Source organism: Gordonia sp. w5E2, assembly GCF_036540975.1.
Taxonomy (GTDB): domain Bacteria; phylum Actinomycetota; class Actinomycetes; order Mycobacteriales; family Mycobacteriaceae; genus Gordonia; species Gordonia jacobaea.
Genome location: NZ_CP144213.1, coordinates 4,153,436 through 4,172,509, shown reverse-complemented (window position 1 = coordinate 4,172,509; position 19,074 = coordinate 4,153,436). Strand labels below are relative to the sequence as shown.

Sequence of the window (19,074 nt, the reverse complement as noted above, 5' to 3'; positions counted from 1 at the left end):
TCAGCGGCTCCCCTGTGTGGTCTTCGGCTTTCCGGTCGCGACGAATGCGTCGCGGTGCTCGTCGGCAACGCCTGCCAGATTGAGTTCGAACGTGTACCCCTGCTCCAGGCGATAGCTGGCCTTCACGTCGACGGGGTCGATGTGGTTGATGGCCGACTTCGCCGCGCGGATGACCCGCGTGTCCTTGGCGGCGATCTGCTCGGCGACGTCGAGTGCCGTCGCGTCGAGCTCGTCGGCCGGCACCACCTTGTAGACGGACCCGAAGTGCAGGAGCTGTTCTGCGGTGACGTTGCTCGCCGTGTAGTACAGCGTGCGCATCATGTGCTGCGGGACGAGCCGGGCGAGGTGCGTTGCCGCGCCGAGCGCGCCGCGATCGACCTCCGGCAACCCGAAGACCGCGCCCTCCGACGCGACGATCACGTCGGCGTTGCCGACAAGACCGATTCCGCCCCCGACGCAGAACCCGTTGACCGCGACGATGACCGGCACCTTGCAGTCGTAGACCGCGGAAAACGCGGCGGCACAGCCGTGGTTGGCGGCGATCAGTGCGTCGAACCCCTCGGTTGCCTGCATCTCCTTGATGTCGACGCCCGCGTTGAATCCCCGACCTTCCGCCCGCAACACCACCGCGTGGGTGTCGAGATCGTCGCCCGCCGCGAGAATCGCGTCGGCCAACTCGAACCACGCTGCGGACGGCAGCGCGTTGACCGGCGGATAGTCGACGGTGATGGTCGTGACACCACTCGCCGAGCGCGTACTGGTGATCGGCACGCCATGCCCTCCTCCCGGGACGCATCCCGTGTGTGAACCCCGTGACCAAGGCAGTGAACTCGGATGACCACTGACTCTGGAAAACACATACCAAGCAAATGCTTGGTTGTTTGGTAGGGTAGCACCCATGGGTCCGCGGTCACAGGTCACACGTCTCGACCCGCCACGGGAGACGAATCTCGGTGTGGAGAAGAAGGTCGTCCTCGTCACCGGTGGTGCGCGCGGCGTCGGCCTGGGTATCGCCAACGTGTTGGCCGATCTCGGTGCGGTTCCGGTGATCTGCGCGCGCAACCCGACCGACGACGCGTTGGCGCTCGGTGAGTTCATCGCGTGCGACGTGCGCGACGAAGCTGCGGTGGCCGGGATGGTTGCGCAGATCGTCGAGACCTACGGCTCGCTCGATGGCGTGGTGAACAATGCCGGCGGATCGCCGTTCGCGCTTGCGGCCGACGCGTCGTCGTCGTTTGCGGGCAAGATCGTCGAGTTGAATCTTCTCGCACCGCTACTGGTCGCTCGCGCCGCGAATGCGGTGATGCAGCAACAGGAATCGGGTGGAGCGATCGTCAACGTGTCGAGTGTCAGCGGTCACCGACCGTCGCCGGGCACGTCCGCGTATGGCGCGGCAAAAGCCGGTCTCGACAATGCGGCGACGTCGCTGGCCGTCGAGTGGGCGCCGCGCGTTCGGGTCAACTCGGTGGTGGCCGGTCCGGTGGAAACCGAACTGGCACAGATGCATTACGGTGACGCAGACGGCATCGCGGCGGTGGGGCGCACCATCCCGATGGGGCGGATGGCAACGCCGCGCGACGTCGGCAATGCCGTCGCCTTCCTGCTCTCACCGCTGGCCGGCTACATCACCGGCTCGACACTCACCGTCCACGGCGGTGGCGAGAAGCCTGCATTCCTCGACGCCGCCAACGCGGGCAACGCCGTGTGAGTGACTCGGAATCAAGGACATTGCATGGGTCGATGCTAGTGAAGGGATTGTGTTGAGCGACAACGGACATGGGTCGAACGCGGATCGCGTGGCCATCGTAACGGGCGCGGGTCAGGGGATCGGACGTGCCCACGCGCTGGCGTTCGCGGCAGACGGTGCGTCCGTCGTGGTGAACGACTACGCCGAAGATGCCGCAGTAGCGGTCGTCGAGGAGATCACCGCGAGCGGCGGTCGGGCCGTCGCTTCGGTCGGCGACGTCGCCGACTGGGACGCCGGCGCTGCGATGGTGGCGACCGCACTCGAGGAGTTCGGGGGCCTCGACATCTTGGTCAACAACGCGGGATTCGTGCGCGACAGGATGCTCGTCGCGATGTCGGAGGACGAGTGGGATGCCGTCGTCCGCGTCCACTTGAAGGGGCACTTCGTCGGGCTACGCCACGCTGCAGCGTATTGGCGGGCGGAATCCAAAGCGGGGTCGACGCGGCAGGCCCGGGTGATCAACACCTCGTCGGGCGCAGGGTTGTTCGGATCGGTTGGCCAGGGCAACTATTCGGCGGCGAAAGCAGGCATAGCCGAACTCACTATCCAGGCGGCGGCCGAGCTGGGTGCCTACGGCGTGACGGTCAACGCGATCGCACCGTCGGCACGCACGCAGATGACGCTTGGCGCCGGTGAGGCGATGGCGGCGCAGATGGCTGCTCCCGATGACGGTTCGTTCGACGCGATGGACCCCGCGAACATCTCCGCGCTGGTCGTGTGGCTCGGATCGGTCGAGTCGGCAAACGTCACCGGGAGGGTCTTCGAGGTCGAGGGCGGCAAGATCACCGTCGTCGACGGCTGGCAGCGCACAGCGTCGATCGACAAGGGCGCCCGCTGGGAACCGGGTGAACTCACGCCCGTCGTCGACGATCTGTTGGCCAAGACGCCCGCCCCGGTGCCCGTGTACGGAGCACGATGACCGACATTGCTCCTGCCGACGACGACGGCGATTCCGTTGGCGGACAACGGATCGCTGCCGCGCGGGCATATGTCGACGCGCTGGTGAGTCACGATCCCTCTGGCGTTCGCCTTCATCCGGATTGCACGAGGGTGGAGATGGGGATCAAGACCGGACGAAGCGGCGACCACATCGCCCGCAGCTTGGCACGCGGCCCGCAATTCCGTCTGATTCATCGGGTCAGCGGGTTCGAGGCGGTGGTCGAAGGCCACACGGTGTCGACCAAGTATCGAGTTCACGTGGCCCCCAAGGCATTCGGCCTGTGGGCGCCGGTGAGCGAATCGTTTCTGATCGACGACGAGGTCCGGATTCGCACCATCGTCGCGCGTTTCGGGTTTCCGCGTCGACGCTGAGTGGGCCACTCAGCGCCGACGCGGTGATATCAGATCCGGGGACGCCAGACCCGGTGATGTCAGACGAGCTGTCCGTCAGACGCCCGGTGCGCGCACCACCATGGGAACCCCGGGGAAGTAGCCGGCCATCTCCGACCGTGCCTTACGCATCGCGGCGGTGGCGTAACCCTGCTTGCGGAAGTCGGGGTGGACCCACACGCGGACGTCGACCTCGCCATCGGTGAGTTCGCCGAATACGAAACCCACCTTGTCGGCGCCGTCGGTGACGACCAGCCAGGCCGCCTCTTCTTCGTCGACGCGCCCGGCAGCCTGTGCGATCTCCTGGTCGATTTCGCGCGCGGGCTGTCCCGAGCCGTCGCCGGCGACCCCGAGTTCGCGGGTGCGTTCGGCGAACAGTTCGGCGTCGTCACTGGGGGAGAAGGCGCGCAGCACGACGGTGTCTCCACTGCTCGCGGGACGCTCGGCGAGTGTGAAGGTCAGTTGGTGGTTCAGGTCGTCGAGTTCGCTCTGATTTCGTCGGCGTTCGTCCTTGGTCAACTGGTCGAGCTTCATGTCGAGGATTGCCGATGCGCCGAGCTGTGATTTGCCGAGGAGTTCTGCGATCGCGGAGACGGCTTGGGTGTGATCGTCGGCGTCGACGATGGCGTCGAGCACCTCATGTCGTCGGTCGAGAGCGGTGAGGAGAGCGTCGGCGATGTCGCGACGTTCGGTTGCCAGATCCACATCAGTCATGCTGTCGATCCTAGTGAGCTACTGGCCGGTACGACATGGAACAGGTTCTAGTTCTCCATCGCGGCCGCGGAATCTTGATTGTCGCACCTAGAGGCAGCAATCGGCTGGTTGACCTTTCGTGAATCTAGAACACGTCCTACTCTGAGATGCATGGCATCTGAGATCTCTGAGTCCGAAATCGACCACTTGCGCGGATCGACCCATATGGGCGACCTCCTTGTCGCGGCACTGGCCAAGAACGCGTCGGGCAACGTGCTGGAACTCGGCGACACCACGCTCACGGGCGCGCAGATGGCCGACGAGATCAGCCGCTACGTGCAGGCTTTTGAGGGGCTTGGTTCGGGCACGGGATCGTCGGTAGGTCTGCTCGCACTCAATCGCCCCGAGGTGCTGTTCGTCATCGGCGCAGGACAGACGCAGGGTTGGCGACGCACCGCACTGCATCCGTTGGGCTCGCTCGACGATCACGCGTACGTGTTGTCCGACGCCGGAGTGACGACGCTCGTCATCGATCCGGTGCCGATGTTCGTCGAGCGCGCAGTCGCACTCATGGAACGAGTCGACGGACTCAAGCAGATCTTCACGCTCGGCCCCGTGCCCGAGGAGTTGTCGGAGGTGGGTCGCGACGTCGTCGCCGAGGCGGCGGGTTACGACGCTACGACGCTCACCGCGGCAGAGCTCTCGCCGGACCACATCATGTCGATCACCTACACCGGTGGCACCACGGGCAAACCCAAGGGCGTCATCGGCACGGTTCGCGCGATGACGACGATGACGCAGATCCAGTTGTCGGAGTGGGAATGGCCAACGCGGCCGCGCTTTCTGATGTGCACGCCGCTGTCGCACGCAGGCGCGGCGTTCTTCCTCCCGACGCTGATGAAGAACGGGTCGATGGTGGTGCTGAGCAAGTTCGATCCCGCGGAGGTGCTGCGGACCATCGAGGAGGAGAAAATCAGCGCGACCATGCTCGTGCCGTCGATGCTCTACGCCCTGATGGATCATCCGGACTCACACACCCGCGATCTCTCGTCACTGGAAACCGTGTATTACGGTGCCTCGCCGATCAATCCGGTGCGGCTGGCCGAGGCCATCGAGCGATTCGGGCCGATCTTCGCGCAGTACTACGGGCAGTCGGAGGCGCCGATGGTCATCAGCTACCTCGCCAAGGATGAGCACCCCGAGCCGGGCGAAGACACGCGCAGGCTGTCGAGTTGTGGGCGACCGTCGTCGTTTCTGCGTACCGCGCTCCTCGGGCCGGACGACAAGCCAGTGGCGCCGGGCGAGCCGGGCGAAATCTGTGTTGCCGGACCACTTCTCGCCGCTGGGTACTGGGGGTTGCCGGAGCAGACAGCGGAGACGTTCCGCGACGGATGGCTGCGCACCGGCGACGTCGCGCGTGAAGACACCGACGGATACTGGTACATCGTCGATCGCACAAAGGACATGATCGTCACCGGTGGCTTCAATGTGTTTCCGCGAGAGGTGGAAGACGTTGTCGCAGAACATCCGTCGGTCGGTCAGGTGGGTGTGATCGGTGTGCCGCACGAGAAGTGGGGTGAGGCGGTGACCGCCGTCGTCGTATTACGTGGCGACGTCGAGGCCGATGACGATGACCGGCAGCGGATCACGGCAGAGATCCAGGACGCGGTGAAGCAGCGGAAGGGGGCCGTGCAATCACCGAAGGACGTGATCTTCGTCGAGTCGCTGCCACTCACCGGTCTCGGTAAGCCCGACAAGAAGGCGTTGCGCGCTAAGTTCTGGGCGTCGTCGGAGCGTGGCGTCGGCTAGAGCCGTCAGGCGGCACGCCTGCGTATAGAGTCGGGCCTGCCGCTGCCTGCAGGATTACGTCACATGCGGCGTCGACTGCCTGTCCCGGATCGACGATGCGACTCGCCAACGCCTGCGCCGCGCGATAGGGCTCGCTGGCAGTAAGCAATTCGAGGTCGGTGTCCGAGAGCCGCGACAGCGGCGCGCCGATCCCGGCTCCTCGATCGCGAAGAGCGGCCGCCCAGAGTGGTTGGTCTGCGCTGAGCCAACCGATCACTGATGGGATTCCAGCTCGCAGAGCGGCGGCAGTGGTGCCGGCTCCACCGTGGTGGACGGCTGCTCGGCAAGCAGGGAAGAGGACCTCGTGGTCGACAGGGTCGGTGATGTGCAGCAGGCCATCGCGTTCTGGCAGTGCGTGAGGCGTATGGGCGATCACACGAAGGCGTAGCGACAGGATCGCATCGACGATCGACGAGATGCGCTCGGGTGGGATGTGCATACTCCCGAAGCCGACGTAGACGGGGGATGGCCCGGATCGAATCCAGTCGAGAATGCTGGTGGTCTGGCTATCGTCGTTGTGTCCGTTGAGTTTTGCTCGGGTCTGACTGTCAGGGAGCAGGAAGCCCGTGAACGGGCGCTGTTTTCCCCACTCGTCCTCGAGGAGTGGGAACAGCTCGGCGTCGTACGCCTGGATCTCCGGTGACCCCCGCCGCCGAAGCCTCGCGCCTATGGTTCCCGATACCGACGGGAGACCCAGACGACGGCGCAGGGCGCGGTCGCCTGGGCGCTGGGTGAGTGAGAAGAGGAAGTCGGCTGTGCGCCATACGGCGGCGCTGATTGCAGTGGGCAATGGCCGGTACAGCGGCGACAGCTGGTGGTTGGGACGTATCGGGCAGTAATGCAGTGGCACGAAAGCGATGCCTCGGCTCTCTGCGACTGTCGCAGCCCGCTCTTGCGCCAGTGGTCCGCCGACGAGGACATCCGCTGTATCGGCGAGTTCGCCCATGACTCTCTCCGACATCGCCGATCCGTGCGATCCGACCTTGCGGAGCGCGGTCAACCGCTTATACGGATTCCACGACTTGAGGTCTCGCTTCACGAGCGGACTCGAGAGCAATTCCGAAGTCGACGGACACAGGCTGCGCGTCGGCAATCCAGAACGTGACACCGCAGCGACCAGGTCGTCGGGAACAGCCAACTCGACGCTGTGTCCGCGTCGGCTGAGTTCGGCTCCGAGCGCGACCGCAGGTTGAACGTCACCTCGACTGCCGTGCATGACGAATGCTATTCGCATATGCCCCAATCTGTTTCGGTCAATTTCCACGAGGCGAACTCGGCGGCGATCAGTGCGCGGAGCGAATCCCGATCGTTGATCCGGGACGGGTTCAGCGAGCTCACCGCCAGCGTCAGCACCTCATCTCCGGTACACAACCAGCCGCTGATACCGCCGGCGTGTCCGGCCAATCCGGCGGTATCCGTGGTGACGGCACGCATCGCGGTGACTCCGGGGCGGTCGGTACCGAATGACGCAAACAAAGGGTTCACCCGCCCGACGTTCGACGCCACACATAAGGGCGTCGACATCCCACCAGCGAGTCGACGCACGGCCCTGTCGCCCAAAGCCTGTGCAACAGTGGACATCGCGGCCATCGAGCCGGGCCGCGCATCGAGCGTGCGGTATGCCGCCTTGCACGCGTCGCGAATCTCGCTGAGGTCGGTGTAGCGGTTGGAGTCGAGACGTATGTGGGCGGTGACGCCTGTCGTGGCGTTGGCGCGCCGATCGTCCTCACGATGCTGTGACACCGGAATCGACACCGGGACGACGTCTCCGGACGATGCCAGTCCGGCTTTGTCGACGATTCCGACCATCAGCCCGACGAACAGTGAGTTCAGCGTGCCGTTGCGTTCTGCGGCAACCCGAAGTGCTTCCTCGCGATCAACGGTCACGATCACCGAGGGGGGTATGCCTGCTTCGGTTCCGGCAGCCCGCCCTGCGCTTGTCGTCGCTATCGCACCAGTAGGCGCCGGGCTCGGGGAAGGTGCGCGTGACGGTTGGGGGCGCGCAGATCCTCGTGGTGATGCGTCACGAAGTGTCGCGACGACACTGGAAGCCGCCGCGCGAGCTGCCCGCGCCGCAGTGCCTGCTCCATCGGAAAGGTCGGATACGAGGTCGGGCATGGCTACGTCTGTGTTGTAGGCGGTCCCCGACAATGCTTCGACGATCGCCGTTATCAGCGTGGCGCCGTCGCCGATCGCGTGGGCCGCCGTGAATGAGACGTACGTACCAATGCCGTCGGAGTGGGCGGCGCTCAGTCGCCAGGAGGGGCCCGACACGCTGTTCAGAGCGAACTGTGCCTGGGCGTCGACCCATGCGGCAATATTCTCGGCACGCACCGTCTCAGTGAAGAATTCGACCGACCCGGCGGTCGGCGTGTACCGCCACGCATCGCGAGCCGGTGGTGGCCGTCGCGCGACGAGTCTCGATGCGCGACCCGCGCAGAGTCGCTCTCCGAGTCGGGAGAATGCGTCCTCGTCGAGGCGAGTGGGTAGCTGCCATACGCATTGATTCACAACCCCGAGCCCCAGCGCGTGTTCCATCCGTACGAACAGATCGTCGTCGGTGGTCAGACGCTCAACCGGCAGGGCCGAGTGTATCGACCCGGTCGTGCGCGTCGAAGTGGTCGTCATGACCGCGAGAGGTAGGCGCGCAACGTAAGTGGGACAAAGACAATCAAGATCGCGGTGGTTCCCACCAGCGTCCATCCGACGTCGCTTGTGATCTGTCCCTCGTTTGCCAGCCCGCGAAACGCGGAGATGAGGTGTGAGACCGGATTGACGTCAGCGATCGCCTGCATCCAACCGGGCATTGTCGTGGTCGGCACAAACGCATTGGACGTGAACGTCATCGGCATCAGCACGAGCATCGAGATGCCTTGTATCGCTGATACTTTGCGGAGCAGGACACCCAGCAACGCGAAGATCCAGCTCAGCGAGAACGCTGCGTAGACGACAAGTGTGACGCCTGCGATGACCCCGATCACGCTTGCCGGCCGGTAGCCCATGCAGAGGCCGACGACGAGAGACATCACGCTCGCGATGACGTATCGCAGGGTATCCGCAGTCAGCAAGCCTGCGAGTGGCGCGATGCGCGCTATGGGCATGGAGATCAGCCGGTCGAACACACCGCTGTCGATGTCTTCACGTAACTGCGTTCCGGTGACCACCGACGTGGTCACCGCCACCGAGACCAGGACGCCGGGGACAAGCAGGACGAGGTAGTTGTCGACGCCTCCCGCGACGGCTCCGCCGAAGATGTTGGCAAACATCACTGTGAAGACGATGGGCACGATGATCACGTCGAACAGTTGCTGTGGGGAGTGCTTCATCCGGAGAAGCCCGCGACGAGCTAGTGCGAACGTCTGGCGCAGCCCCTGGCTGAAGGGAATCCTGTCGACAGGAGTGATCGGCCATTCGATTCCGCTACTGGTGGCGTCGGCCGTCGCCGCTGCTCCCGAATCGGCGACGCCGGACTTCGTCTGATCGATGGTGCTGCTCATGTCCGGGCCGACTCTCGGGTTGTCATGGCGAAGAAGACATCGTCCAGCGTGGGGCGCTGGAACGAGAAGTCGGCGACCTCGATGCCCGCGGACTCCAGTTGGGACACCGCGTATGCGGCCCGCCCCGGCTCCGAGGTGATCGCCGAGAGCGCGCCCTCGGCAGGAATCTGAACGACATCCGCGGACAACGTTGCCCCCATGATCTCTGCGGCCTCCCGCATTCTGGATCTGTCTTCGAGTTGAACGTGCAGTGTGCGCGTTCCGATGCGCTCCTTGAGCGACCTGGCCGTACCTTCGGCCACCACCCGCCCGCCGTCGATCAAGACGATTGAGTCGGAGAGTTTGTCTGCCTCGTCGAGGTATTGGGTGGTGAGTAGCACCGTCGTACCGTTATCGACGAGGTCGCGGACGACGGCCCACATCTGAGTCCGTGTGGTGGGATCGAGACCTGTCGTCGGTTCGTCGAGGAAGAGCAGCGGCGGAGCGGAGATCAGTGAGGTGGCGATGTCGAGTCGTCGTCGCATGCCGCCGGAGAAACCCGACACGGGGCGCGAGGCGGCGTGACTGAGTCCGAACTGTTCGATCAACTCGTGCGCACGAGAACGAGCCGCACGTCGGCCGAATCCGCGCAGGGTGGCGAACAGCTCGAGGTTTTGTTCTGCCGTCAGATCCTCGTCGAGTGAGGCGTACTGACCGGTCACCGCGATCATCGAACGCACGGCGGTCGCCTGTCTCACGACGTCACGGCCGAAGATCCGTGCCGAGCCGGAGTCCGGCCGGATGAGCGTCGCGAGCATACGTACCGTCGTGGTCTTGCCTGCGCCGTTCGCGCCCAACAACCCACACACCGATCCCGTCGGTATCGATAAGGAAATGTCTGAAACTGCATTGACATTTCCGAATTTCTTACCGAGCGAGTCGGCCTCGATTGCAATCGTCGGCAACATCACCATCGAGTGCCCTCCGTCCTCGTCGGATCATCCGTCAGATCTTCAACAGGCTATTTGCTCGTCGAGAAAGTGTCGAGGCGAGTTGAACCCTGCGAGATTCCTGACAATCCGCATCGAGTGGTATATGTCTCTATCCCCTTAAATTGCCGATCAGCGCACGCTACGGTCACACGGTCCGTGTGCGAGGGTATCGCTTAGTCGCTATTCTTTGGCGACTCCCCGTCGCGATCTGGAGGTAATCGTCATAGCTCAAAACCGCAGACCGCGCTTTGCGTGGCAATGTGCCGTATCAGTTCTGATCACTGTGATTGCAGCGGCGTCGCTGGGAGTTGGGGTTGCACGAGCAGAACCCCTACGTCCGACGATACAGCGAACAGTCGCAGAGGGGCAGGGTGTAACGGCGGTCTACGTCTACTCGGTTGCCATGCGCAAGACGATCAAGGTGCAGGTGATCACGCCCCGTAACCCTTCGGGAACCAGGCCATCGCTGTACCTGCTGAGTGGTCTCGGTGAAGAGGACCCGACCAACAGCATGTGGCTACGCAAGACCGACGCCCGAAACTTCTACGCGAACAAGAATGTGAACGTTGTCATGCCGTTGGCGGGCAACGGAAGCTTCTACACCGATTGGCAGCGCGACGACCCGAAACTAGGCCGCTACCAGTGGGAAACCTTCCTTGTGAAGGAGCTGCCGCCCCTTATCGACGCCGCGTTCGACGGCAACGGACGACGAGGGATCGCGGGGATCTCGATGGGCGCGGGAGCGGGGTTGGTGCTCGCGGCGAGGAACCCGGGTTTCTACAGGGCGGTTGGTGCCTACAGCGGTTGCTACAGCACCACAGGCGTCGCAGGCGAGGCTTATCCACGGGCGATCGTCGCAGCCTTCGGGGGTGACGCAAATAACATGTGGGGGCCTCCCGGTAGTCCGGGCTGGGCGGCCCACGACGTACTGTCGCTCTCGCACAACCTCCGTGGCACCACGCTCTATATATCCACTGGAACAGGGCGGGCGGGCACGTATGACCAACCCGGATATCCGGACAATTCCGACCCCATTGATCGGCAGGTCATTGGCGGAGCAATCGAAACGGGTTCCCTCTGGTGCACCCAACAATTGGAGTCCCGATTGACGGCGCAGCATATTGGGGCGACAATTCGTTACGTTGATCCTGGAACTCACGCATGGCCTTACTGGCGAGACCAGCAGCGTGAGAGCTGGCCCATTCTTGAGCATGGGATGAACAGCTGAATTCCATTCTGTTAACAATGGCTGCAAACCCTCCTCGATACCCGGGGTATTCACGTGTACCCGTGCACGGGTGACTGAAAAGGATGCCGATGGAATACACAGAGCTCGCTGACTATCAGGTTCCCACTGGCGCGATCACCGCGTGGGAAGCTACTGCCGACCCGGATTCATGGTGTGCCGATTCTCGTCGGCTCTCATACATGCACCTCGAGCACGCTCGACGCGCTGCCGAACTCGGTGACGAATGGCACGGACACTGGATCGGAACGGCCTTCACCATCGAGGAGCGGTTCGACCGCGATGCGTTCGCCGCGACTATCAGGCAGTGGTTCGCCCGCCACGAGGCGCTCCGTTCCGCAGTCCAGCTCGGCGGGACTCCTGAGGACGATCTGGTGCGGATGACCATCGAGCCGGAGGCCGTCGGAGTTTCCGGGCTTTCGATGGGTGTGGCGGCGTCGCCCGACGCGGCCCGCCAGAGGATTCAGGACTTCTTCGATACCACGGTCAACCCGTTGACCTGGCCGCACTGCGTCGTCGTGACTCTGGAACCCGATGACCGTGACGACAGATTCCTCGTCGTCTTCGGTGCTGACCACACCGTGATGGACGCCTACACACAGGTTTTCGCGATCAATGAGCTCAGCGCCCTCTATCGCGCGGAGATCAACGATGAGCACCATGGGCTCGCCGAGTACGGCAGCTACCTGGACTTCAGCGATGCGGAGCGGCATCTGGGTGAACAGATCGATGCGAACAACTCTGCCGTCGTCGCCTGGCGGCAGTTCTTCAACGAGTCACCCACGTCCGTCCAGCCACATGCGATGCCCCGCTTCCCTCGTTGTGTCGCCGGTGGCGTCGACGCGGTAGTGCCTCCCCGCGAGCCGGATTCCGGTATGCAAGTGAGTCTTTCGCAGGACCTTCTCGACAGCGCGGAGGCCGCTCGATTCAACGACATCTGCAAGGCAGCAGGTGGCTCGGTGACCACGGGTATCTACACTGCGATGTCGATCGCGAGTGCGGCGCTCGCCGGAACTGGCGAAATGCGATTTGTCAGCCCTGTACACACGCGCACGGGACCCGAGTGGGGCGAGGCAGTCGGGTGGTTCGTCGGTCTCGTTCCCGTGCACCTCGATCCATCTGATGCGCAGACCTTCTCTCAGGCTCTGCCGCGTGTCGCCGAGTCGGTGTCGCGGTACAAGAACGTGGGTACCGCACCGTTCGCCCCGATCGCTGATCTGATCGGAGGCGACGTGACGCCTCCGGGATTCGTCGTGTCCTATATCGATCTGCGGCGGGCGCAGGGAGCTGCGGAATGGGATCGTCGAAACGCGCGAGTGTTGCGCAGTGCCACCCGGGAAGTCGACGAGGTGTACCTGTGGATCAACCGGATTCCCGACGGGATCAACATCTCGACGCGCTATCCGTCGGGGGAGCGTAGGCGCGAGGTCGAAGCTTTCCTCTCGGTGTTCGCGGAGGTTCTGCGCACGATCGTCGACGCTGGTGACCATGACTACATGTTTGCGCGCGAGATGACGTCGCAAGCGTCGGCGGACATCACGGCATGACGGTGGTATTCGGCGCGGCTGCGACGCCAGAACCGCTGCTGCGTAGGCAGTTTCCTGGTGGCACGCCCATCGAGTGGTCGCTGTGTTCACCTGATGCGGCGTTGCAGGCCGCACGTGTGACCGGTGGTGCAACGTTTCTGCAGACCGAGCACGTGGTCACTTCGACCGCGGCGCGAGCCCGCGGCGACGAGCACCGTTCCGTCGTGGGCGCTGTTGCCAGATTCGATACCCCGCTGGACCCGGCTGCGATGGCCGCAGCGCTGACGGCCTTCGTACGACGGCACGACGAACTGCGGAGCTACTACACGCTGGGCGAGGTGGGCGTCGAACGGTACGTCATACCGCAGACCCACATCGAGATGGTGGCGCAGTGGCCGCTGGGCCGGAGTCGGAGAGTCGACGCGGCGGATGCGGGTGACTACCTCGCGAATCGCATCTCCGTTGCGACCGCGTTCGATTCCCCGCAGTCGATGCACTTCGGAGCGTTCGACGGCGATGGTGGATTCACGTTCTACCTCGGCGCCGATCACGTGCACGGGGACGGCTATTCGTTATGGCTGGCGATGGACGAGATCAACGCACTGTATCGGGCGGAGACCTCGGGAACGTCGGTCAAGCTGACCGATGTGGCATCATTCGACAGCTACGTCGCCGATGAGCATCGTCGCGCTGCGCGTGTGCGTGCCGATGACATCGGCGTCAAGGCGTGGCGAGAAGCGCTGGCCATCAAGGGATCTCTTCCCGATTCGCCGGTTCCACTCGGACTCGACGACGACGCTCCCGCGCCTGCTGTGCGCTGCCGTCGGGATCTGCTCACAGCAGACGAAGCCGATGCGCTCGACATCGTCAGTGCTTCGTCGAGCTGGGTCACCATTGCTGGATGCCTGTTCTCCGCGTTGGCATCTGCGCAGTACCTGTGCACAGGGGAGAAGCGCTTCTTCACGACGACTGCGCTGGCAACTCGCGGGCCTGAGTTCGAGTTCACTCAGGGCTGGGCATGCAACTTCGCACCGGTGTACTTCGACGTTGAACCCGGAGCTGACCCGATTGAGTTGGCGCGCACGGCATCCGTCGCGGTGAAGCGGGCCAAGAACGCTGCGGCCGCCCCCATCGGAGCGGTTCTGCAGGTCCTTGCGCGGTCCGGCGAGCTTCCACAGATGGCCGGTTCTCCTCAGATGGTGACCTACATCGATCACCGTCGGCTGCCGGGAATCGACGACCCCACTGTCGGAACCACTGTGGGGTTCCCTGGTATCGGCAAAACCAAGAACTCCAACTTGTGGCTGAGTCGGATGGTTGACGGATTGGTCGTCGAATCTCAAATTCCCGACAACGATGTCGCTCGCGCGAACATCAATCGCTATCTCGACACAGTTGCGGCACAGCTCAGAGCGCTCCTGGAATCTGCAGACTCCGCGGTCACCGCGATCGCGGGTACCCGGGTGAGGCAATGAAACTAACTGGTACACAGGATTATTCACTGAGCTCGGGTCAACTCTCCGTCTTTCATGCCGATCTCATCGGAGACGATCTGCCTTCTGATACCGGACTGTCGGAGAACGAACGATTTCACGTTGATTCTCATCGAGCGGGGCATCCGGGTTCGCTGACACTGGTTCTCGACTTTCCCTATCCGGTTGAGCGCGGGCTGCTGGCACGGCTTCCCGAGGTGTTGCTGTCGCGGCATGATGTCCTGCGAACCTATGTTGTAGCGGATGGCCATGACCTCAGTCGGCGCGAAGTCCCCTTGTCGTCGATCGGCGTCAGTGTTGACTCCCAGGCTCCGACCGACGCCTCAGACGCGGGCATGACGAAGCTGGTGCTCGAGCGAATCGCTCTGGCATGCAACCCAACCGAGCCGCTTTCGCACTTTTTCGGGGCGGTGCTCCGTCCTGATACCACCACTGTGATCTGCGCGTTCGATCACTTCTACGTCGACGCGCGATCATTGACGGTGCTCGCAGCCGACATCTCTGACGTGGTTGCCGGCCGTGCATTGTCGAGTGCCGGCTCGGGGTTGGCCGCCGTGCGCGCGCATACGTTCAGCGGCGACGTGGCCCCCGACGATCCACGACTCGCCGGTTGGTTCCGATTCCTCGACGAATCGGACTGGGAGATACCAGCTTTTCCCCTCGACCTGGGGCTGGAACCCGGACGGCGAGCGCCGATGAGAACACGGGTGAGCACCCTCCTCGGTAGGTCTGAGGCGCAGCACTTCAGCTCGGCTGTACACACGCGTGGCGCGAGAACGTTCTCGGCGCTGTTGACGTGCATCGGGCGCGCAATCCGTCTGGCTGGTGGTCCGGCCGATACCGCGCTGATCGTCCCGTCGGGGCTCCAGACATCCGAGTCGATCGTTGCCTGGGTGGTTGCCAACATCCCGCTGCGTGTCCGCGGCGAGGGGGACCTCGTCGAACTGTTGCCGCTCAACGCAGATCGACTCGCCGAAGCTCTACCTCTCGCGAGCGTCGGACTGACGGCGGTCTATCAGACATTCGGCAGCAGACTGCGCAGCACACGCGGCGATGTCTTCATGGTTTCGTACGTCGATTACACCCGTCAACGTCGACCGTCGAAAGATGTTGCAGTGCAGCAGTTATCGGGCGACCACGCGACCGACAACGTGCAGTGGTGGCTGTGGCGCGACGACGATGGCATCCATGTCAGGGTTCGGTACCCCGCTACAGCGGCGGCGGAGTCCGTGGTCGGCGATGTACTGGAGCTCACCGGTGCTGCGGTCAGGGAGATCAGCGAGCGCCTTGTTGATCAGCGAACATCTGTGGGCACGTCGCCGTCGCCGGCGTTCTTGGATTGATACCAATCGAGGTAACCCCGAGTGCCGTAGGCCTGCAGTCGGCGAAGAGATGTGTAGACAACGGCATGCGGTGCGAGCGCTACGGAATCGGCTCCCGCCTGTGCGGTGACGCGCTGCTGTAGGACCGCGTCCTCATCGACATCGTCGATCTTCGTTCGCGGGAATCCACCTGCCGCACAGTAGGTATTAGCGGTGACCGCCAGATTGTTTCCGACAACCAGGAAACTCTTTCGTAGGTGCGCCGGCTGAGATCGTGTGCGCAACCAGGTGATGAGGTGTCCGAGGCGCCACGTCGTGCCGATCAGGTTGAACGCGATCGCACGCGCTCCGTCGGAACTGCGGGCCCGCACTCGACCTCCCGCGAGGCTCTTGCCATCGAGCAGTGGGGCGACGATCTGTGTCAGCCAGTCCGGCGCGGGGAGCGTGTCGGCGTCGGTGCGAGCGATGAACTCGGCTCCGGCGTCGATTGCGTAACGAAAGCCCGAGTCTGCGGCACTACCCGTGCCCTTCTCGACTTCGGTGAGCACATCGATGGGGACAGCCGAGTGGGACGCGAGCTCGCGAACGAGATCACCGGTCCCGTCGGTACTGTTGTTGTCCACCACGATGATGCGGAATGGCGCGCGCGCATCGTGGGCGGCAGTATCGCGAAAAGTTTGCTGTTGCAGCGCGCGGATCGTGTCTCCGATGTAGTCGACCTCGTTGTAGGCGGGGACCACGACAGCGACTCGCGGGGCCGCCAACTCAGTGCTTTCGTTCGCCATGCTGCCATTCAACCGGGATGGTGACTGTCTTGCACGTGAATGTGATGTGAGTAAAGCGACGTCGGGGTAGTGGGCAATCCAGAGACGCGGAGACTGCTCAGTGCGCGACCGGGCAGCCCCCGGTTGCGCCGTAGCGAACGGGCAGGTCTTTGACGCCGTTGAGCCAGCCTGATCGCACACGACGCAGCTCTCCGATCCGCTCGATGTCGGGGAGTACGTCGGCGACAGCGTTGAGGATCAGGGAGAGTTCGAGGCGCGCGAGGTTGGCGCCGATGCAGAAGTGGGCGCCGCTACCGCCGAAAGCGAGATGTGGGTTGGGATCTCGGAGGATGTTGAACGTGAACGGGTCGTCGAAGACGTCCTCATCGTAGTTTGCCGAACCGTAGAAGATTCCGACCCGTTGTCCCGCGGCGATGTCGACGCCCTCGATGCTGGTGTCCACCTTGGCCGTCCGCTGGAAGGCGTTGACCGGGGTCGACCAGCGCAGCACCTCGTCGATCGCGGTCTTCGGGCGCTGCGACTTGAACAGCTCCCACTGCTCGGGGTGAGACATGAAGGCGTTCATACCGTGGCTGGTCGCATTGCGGGTCGTCTCATTTCCTGCGGTGATCAGCAGGATGACGAAGAACCCGAACTCGATGTCGGACAACGACTCTCCGTCGATGTCGGCCTCTATCAGAGTGGTGACGATGTCGTCGGTGGGGTTACGCCGACGCTCCTCGGCCATCGAATAGGCGTAGCCGAGGAGCTCGGCATTGGCCATCGCAGGGTCGATCGTGTGGTCGGGATCGTCGCTGTTGATGATCGCGTCGACGAGCTCGTGAATACGCGGACGGTCGGCTGTCGGGACACCGATGAGATCCAGAATCGCCTGCAGGGGAAGGTGGATGGCCACGTCGTCGACGAAGTTTCCCGACTCCTTGGCTGCGGCCGATTCGACGATCTGGCGCGCCGACGTTGCGAGATTCTCCTCCAGTGACCCAACAGCCTTCGGTGTGAACAGTCGCGACACGATCTTGCGCAGACGAGTGTGCTCCGGTGGATCGTGGTTGACGAGGAGCGCCTTGGTGAACTCGATCTGGTCGGGGGTGACGTAGTCGGGGAGTCGGATGATGGCGCCGTTGGCATTCGTCGACCACACCTGGTTGTTCTTCGAGATCTCGCGCACGTCTCTGTGTCGTGAGATCACCCAGTAGCCGCCGTCCGTGAAACCCGAGGTGCCGAGTGGCTGTTCGTTCCACCAGACGGGCGCGGTCTGGCGCAGGTGAGCGAATTCGGTTTTCGGTAGCCCGGATTCGAGCACATCGGGATCGGTGAAGTCGAAACCCTTGCCGAATGGGCAAGCCGCATCGGTGGTGATGGCTGTCATGGCTTCACCATACAGTTTGATTCCATGTGTATGGTCGTTTTCCCGTGATACGGTCTGCGCTGGTAGAGGTCGGTACTGGGAAGTGGGTGCCGGGACATAGGTACTGGGAAATCGGTGCCGGGAGGTGGTCGCGAAGGATGCGTACGCACGGCTGGGCCGGAAGTGTCCCGGTCGACGACGCGGAGGCCACGGCGCGCATTCTTGCGGCCGCGCGGTCGGCGATCGACGAACACGGTGTTGCGACGACAATCAGCGACGTCGCGCGCACTCTCGGGGTCACTCGCCAGACGGTGTATCGATACTTCCCCAGCGCTGAGGCGCTGCTCCGGGCAACCGCTCTCGACGCCGTCGGTGCATTTCTCGAGCGAATCGCGCTACGAATCAGCGGTATTCGTGAGCCCGACGCCGCGGTCGTCGAGGGGATCGACGTCGTACTTCAAGAGCTGCCCGACGACCGCTACGTCGGCCTTCTGTTCGCGGCAGACAATGTGAGTCTGTTCGCGGTGGAGGGGGTGACGTCGGAGGCCGGTCAGACATTCGCACGTTCGATGGTCGAGCGCATGGATGTCGACTGGGCTGCACGCGGATACGGGCCGGCCGAGATGGATATCATCGTCGAAATCGTCTTGCGCACACTGCAGTCCATGATGATCGACCACAGTACGGCACGTTCGGGTGCGCAGCGTCGTGCATTCCTCGATGCGTGGGCGGGTGCGGCGATCCGCGCGTTGCCGACGGGCGCAGCCGTGCCGGGTGATCGCATCTGACTCAGCGTGGTGTGCAGATCACCGCCGGGATGGTGCGCTCGGTCCACGCCTTATAGGTGTCGAAGTCGGCGTACAGCTCCACCAGGCGAGGCCAGAGTCGTTCGCGCTCCCGTTCGTTCGCCGTATGTGCCGTGTATTCGCCTGTCTGCGAACCGATCTGGATCGACACGTCGGGGTTGCTGCGCAGGTTGAGGTACCATGCCGGGTTCGACGGTAATCCGCCCTGCGAGGCGACGACGACGATCGTGTCGCCGTCGCTCAGATAGAGGAGCGGCACGGTGCGCGGTTGGCCGGACTTGCGGCCGATCGTGGTCAGCAGACATACGTCGACGGGGTTGCGCATCGCCGCGCCGACCCGCCATGTGCGGCCGAGCCGACCTCCGCTGCGTTTGTACAGTGCGGTGTTGAGGCGTGAGCCGAGCTTGATCGCTTTCGACACGATCGGTGAATCGAGTTGTGTGGGACGGTTTTCGGCCTTCAT

Annotated in this window: 18 protein-coding genes; 9 read left to right on the top strand and 9 right to left on the bottom strand. The window is 63.6% G+C overall.

The window, feature by feature from the left end; genetic code table 11:
- Complete coding sequence (locus tag RND64_RS18835; RefSeq protein ID WP_049699916.1) at positions 1-771, bottom strand: enoyl-CoA hydratase family protein; 771 nt, start codon at positions 769-771, stop codon at positions 1-3.
- A gap of 127 nt (positions 772-898) precedes the next feature.
- Here RND64_RS18835 and RND64_RS18830 point away from each other — a divergent pair, with 127 nt between their 5' ends.
- Genes RND64_RS18830 through RND64_RS18820 form a run of 3 tightly spaced genes read left to right on the top strand, consistent with a single transcriptional unit; the run spans position 899 to position 3,058 of the window.
- Positions 899-1,708, top strand: coding sequence for an SDR family oxidoreductase (locus tag RND64_RS18830; protein WP_049699915.1), 810 nt, complete (start codon positions 899-901; stop codon positions 1,706-1,708).
- A 49-nt stretch (positions 1,709-1,757) separates the two neighbouring features.
- Complete coding sequence (locus tag RND64_RS18825; RefSeq protein ID WP_200903275.1) at positions 1,758-2,666, top strand: SDR family oxidoreductase; 909 nt, start codon at positions 1,758-1,760, stop codon at positions 2,664-2,666.
- Positions 2,663-3,058 carry a hypothetical protein gene (locus tag RND64_RS18820; protein ID WP_049699914.1) on the top strand — a complete coding sequence of 132 codons (396 nt, stop codon included), beginning with the start codon at positions 2,663-2,665 and terminating at the stop codon, positions 3,056-3,058. Before RND64_RS18825 ends, RND64_RS18820 begins: the two co-directional genes overlap by 4 nt.
- Positions 3,059-3,133: 75 nt before the next feature.
- On the opposite strand, the gene RND64_RS18815 is transcribed toward RND64_RS18820, so the two are convergent.
- Positions 3,134-3,790: a GNAT family N-acetyltransferase gene (locus RND64_RS18815; RefSeq protein WP_049699913.1), complete on the bottom strand. Its 657-nt coding sequence runs from the start codon at positions 3,788-3,790 to the stop codon at positions 3,134-3,136.
- Positions 3,791-3,940: 150 nt separating this feature from the next.
- Here RND64_RS18815 and fadD8 point away from each other — a divergent pair, with 150 nt between their 5' ends.
- A complete protein-coding gene (fadD8, locus tag RND64_RS18810) occupies positions 3,941-5,578 on the top strand; it encodes a fatty-acid--CoA ligase FadD8 (RefSeq protein ID WP_049699912.1) in 1,638 nt (545 codons plus the stop codon).
- Here the strand turns inward: fadD8 and RND64_RS18805 are convergent.
- Genes RND64_RS18805 through RND64_RS18790 form a run of 4 tightly spaced genes read right to left on the bottom strand, consistent with a single transcriptional unit; the run spans position 5,541 to position 10,067 of the window.
- Entirely contained in the window at positions 5,541-6,851 is a 1,311-nt protein-coding gene (locus tag RND64_RS18805; RefSeq protein WP_083444423.1) for a glycosyltransferase, read from the bottom strand. The two genes, fadD8 and RND64_RS18805, sit on opposite strands and share 38 nt — an antisense overlap.
- Positions 6,842-8,245, bottom strand: coding sequence for a hypothetical protein (locus RND64_RS18800; RefSeq protein WP_049699911.1), 1,404 nt, complete (start codon positions 8,243-8,245; stop codon positions 6,842-6,844). The genes RND64_RS18805 and RND64_RS18800 overlap by 10 nt, the downstream gene beginning before the upstream one ends.
- Positions 8,242-9,114 carry an ABC transporter permease gene (locus RND64_RS18795; protein WP_082937839.1) on the bottom strand — a complete coding sequence of 291 codons (873 nt, stop codon included), beginning with the start codon at positions 9,112-9,114 and terminating at the stop codon, positions 8,242-8,244. The genes RND64_RS18800 and RND64_RS18795 overlap by 4 nt, the downstream gene beginning before the upstream one ends.
- Positions 9,111-10,067, bottom strand: coding sequence for an ATP-binding cassette domain-containing protein (locus RND64_RS18790; protein ID WP_082937838.1), 957 nt, complete (start codon positions 10,065-10,067; stop codon positions 9,111-9,113). Before RND64_RS18790 ends, RND64_RS18795 begins: the two co-directional genes overlap by 4 nt.
- Positions 10,068-10,488: 421 nt before the next feature.
- On the opposite strand from RND64_RS18790, the gene RND64_RS18785 reads away from it, so the two are divergent.
- The 4 genes from RND64_RS18785 (at position 10,489) to RND64_RS18770 (ending at position 15,693) form a co-directional block, all read left to right on the top strand.
- Positions 10,489-11,313 (top strand): alpha/beta hydrolase, encoded by an 825-nt coding sequence (locus RND64_RS18785; RefSeq protein ID WP_414652019.1) that lies wholly within the window; start codon positions 10,489-10,491, stop codon positions 11,311-11,313.
- 89 nt (positions 11,314-11,402) lie between these two features.
- Positions 11,403-12,878: a condensation domain-containing protein gene (locus RND64_RS18780; protein WP_049699910.1), complete on the top strand. Its 1,476-nt coding sequence runs from the start codon at positions 11,403-11,405 to the stop codon at positions 12,876-12,878.
- Positions 12,875-14,332, top strand: a complete 1,458-nt coding sequence (locus RND64_RS18775; protein WP_049699909.1) for a condensation domain-containing protein — start codon at positions 12,875-12,877, stop codon at positions 14,330-14,332. Before RND64_RS18780 ends, RND64_RS18775 begins: the two co-directional genes overlap by 4 nt.
- The gene (locus RND64_RS18770) at positions 14,329-15,693 is read left to right on the top strand and encodes a condensation protein (protein WP_049699908.1); all 1,365 of its coding nucleotides are present in this window, start codon (positions 14,329-14,331) and stop codon (positions 15,691-15,693) included. The genes RND64_RS18775 and RND64_RS18770 overlap by 4 nt, the downstream gene beginning before the upstream one ends.
- On the opposite strand, the gene RND64_RS18765 is transcribed toward RND64_RS18770, so the two are convergent.
- Both RND64_RS18765 and RND64_RS18760 read right to left on the bottom strand, forming a co-directional pair.
- Positions 15,645-16,457, bottom strand: a complete 813-nt coding sequence (locus tag RND64_RS18765; protein WP_049699907.1) for a glycosyltransferase — start codon at positions 16,455-16,457, stop codon at positions 15,645-15,647. The two genes, RND64_RS18770 and RND64_RS18765, sit on opposite strands and share 49 nt — an antisense overlap.
- A 97-nt stretch (positions 16,458-16,554) precedes the next feature.
- The gene (locus tag RND64_RS18760) at positions 16,555-17,826 is read right to left on the bottom strand and encodes a cytochrome P450 (RefSeq protein WP_049699906.1); all 1,272 of its coding nucleotides are present in this window, start codon (positions 17,824-17,826) and stop codon (positions 16,555-16,557) included.
- Between the two features lie 137 nt (positions 17,827-17,963).
- Here RND64_RS18760 and RND64_RS18755 point away from each other — a divergent pair, with 137 nt between their 5' ends.
- Positions 17,964-18,593: a TetR/AcrR family transcriptional regulator gene (locus tag RND64_RS18755; protein ID WP_049699905.1), complete on the top strand. Its 630-nt coding sequence runs from the start codon at positions 17,964-17,966 to the stop codon at positions 18,591-18,593.
- Position 18,594: 1 nt separating this feature from the next.
- On the opposite strand, the gene RND64_RS18750 is transcribed toward RND64_RS18755, so the two are convergent.
- A complete protein-coding gene (locus tag RND64_RS18750; RefSeq protein WP_049699904.1) occupies positions 18,595-19,074 on the bottom strand; it encodes a nitroreductase family deazaflavin-dependent oxidoreductase in 480 nt (159 codons plus the stop codon).

Excerpts from the sequence above, each read along its gene's own strand:
- RND64_RS18775 (WP_049699909.1), top strand. The coding sequence starts at position 12,875 with ATGACGGTGGTATTCGGCGCGGCTGCGACGCCAGAACCGCTGCTGCGT.
- RND64_RS18790 (WP_082937838.1), bottom strand. The coding sequence starts at position 10,067 with ATGGTGATGTTGCCGACGATTGCAATCGAGGCCGACTCGCTCGGTAAG.
- RND64_RS18820 (WP_049699914.1), top strand. The coding sequence starts at position 2,663 with ATGACCGACATTGCTCCTGCCGACGACGACGGCGATTCCGTTGGCGGA.
- RND64_RS18760 (WP_049699906.1), bottom strand. The coding sequence starts at position 17,826 with ATGACAGCCATCACCACCGATGCGGCTTGCCCATTCGGCAAGGGTTTC.
- RND64_RS18815 (WP_049699913.1), bottom strand. The coding sequence starts at position 3,790 with ATGACTGATGTGGATCTGGCAACCGAACGTCGCGACATCGCCGACGCT.
- RND64_RS18805 (WP_083444423.1), bottom strand. The coding sequence starts at position 6,851 with ATGCGAATAGCATTCGTCATGCACGGCAGTCGAGGTGACGTTCAACCT.
- fadD8 (WP_049699912.1), top strand. The coding sequence starts at position 3,941 with ATGGCATCTGAGATCTCTGAGTCCGAAATCGACCACTTGCGCGGATCG.
- RND64_RS18750 (WP_049699904.1), bottom strand. The coding sequence starts at position 19,074 with ATGAAGGCCGAAAACCGTCCCACACAACTCGATTCACCGATCGTGTCG.
- RND64_RS18765 (WP_049699907.1), bottom strand. The coding sequence starts at position 16,457 with ATGGCGAACGAAAGCACTGAGTTGGCGGCCCCGCGAGTCGCTGTCGTG.
- RND64_RS18770 (WP_049699908.1), top strand. The coding sequence starts at position 14,329 with ATGAAACTAACTGGTACACAGGATTATTCACTGAGCTCGGGTCAACTC.
- RND64_RS18785 (WP_414652019.1), top strand. The coding sequence starts at position 10,489 with ATGCGCAAGACGATCAAGGTGCAGGTGATCACGCCCCGTAACCCTTCG.
- RND64_RS18795 (WP_082937839.1), bottom strand. The coding sequence starts at position 9,114 with ATGAGCAGCACCATCGATCAGACGAAGTCCGGCGTCGCCGATTCGGGA.
- RND64_RS18755 (WP_049699905.1), top strand. The coding sequence starts at position 17,964 with ATGCGTACGCACGGCTGGGCCGGAAGTGTCCCGGTCGACGACGCGGAG.
- RND64_RS18800 (WP_049699911.1), bottom strand. The coding sequence starts at position 8,245 with ATGACGACCACTTCGACGCGCACGACCGGGTCGATACACTCGGCCCTG.
- RND64_RS18780 (WP_049699910.1), top strand. The coding sequence starts at position 11,403 with ATGGAATACACAGAGCTCGCTGACTATCAGGTTCCCACTGGCGCGATC.
- RND64_RS18830 (WP_049699915.1), top strand. The coding sequence starts at position 899 with ATGGGTCCGCGGTCACAGGTCACACGTCTCGACCCGCCACGGGAGACG.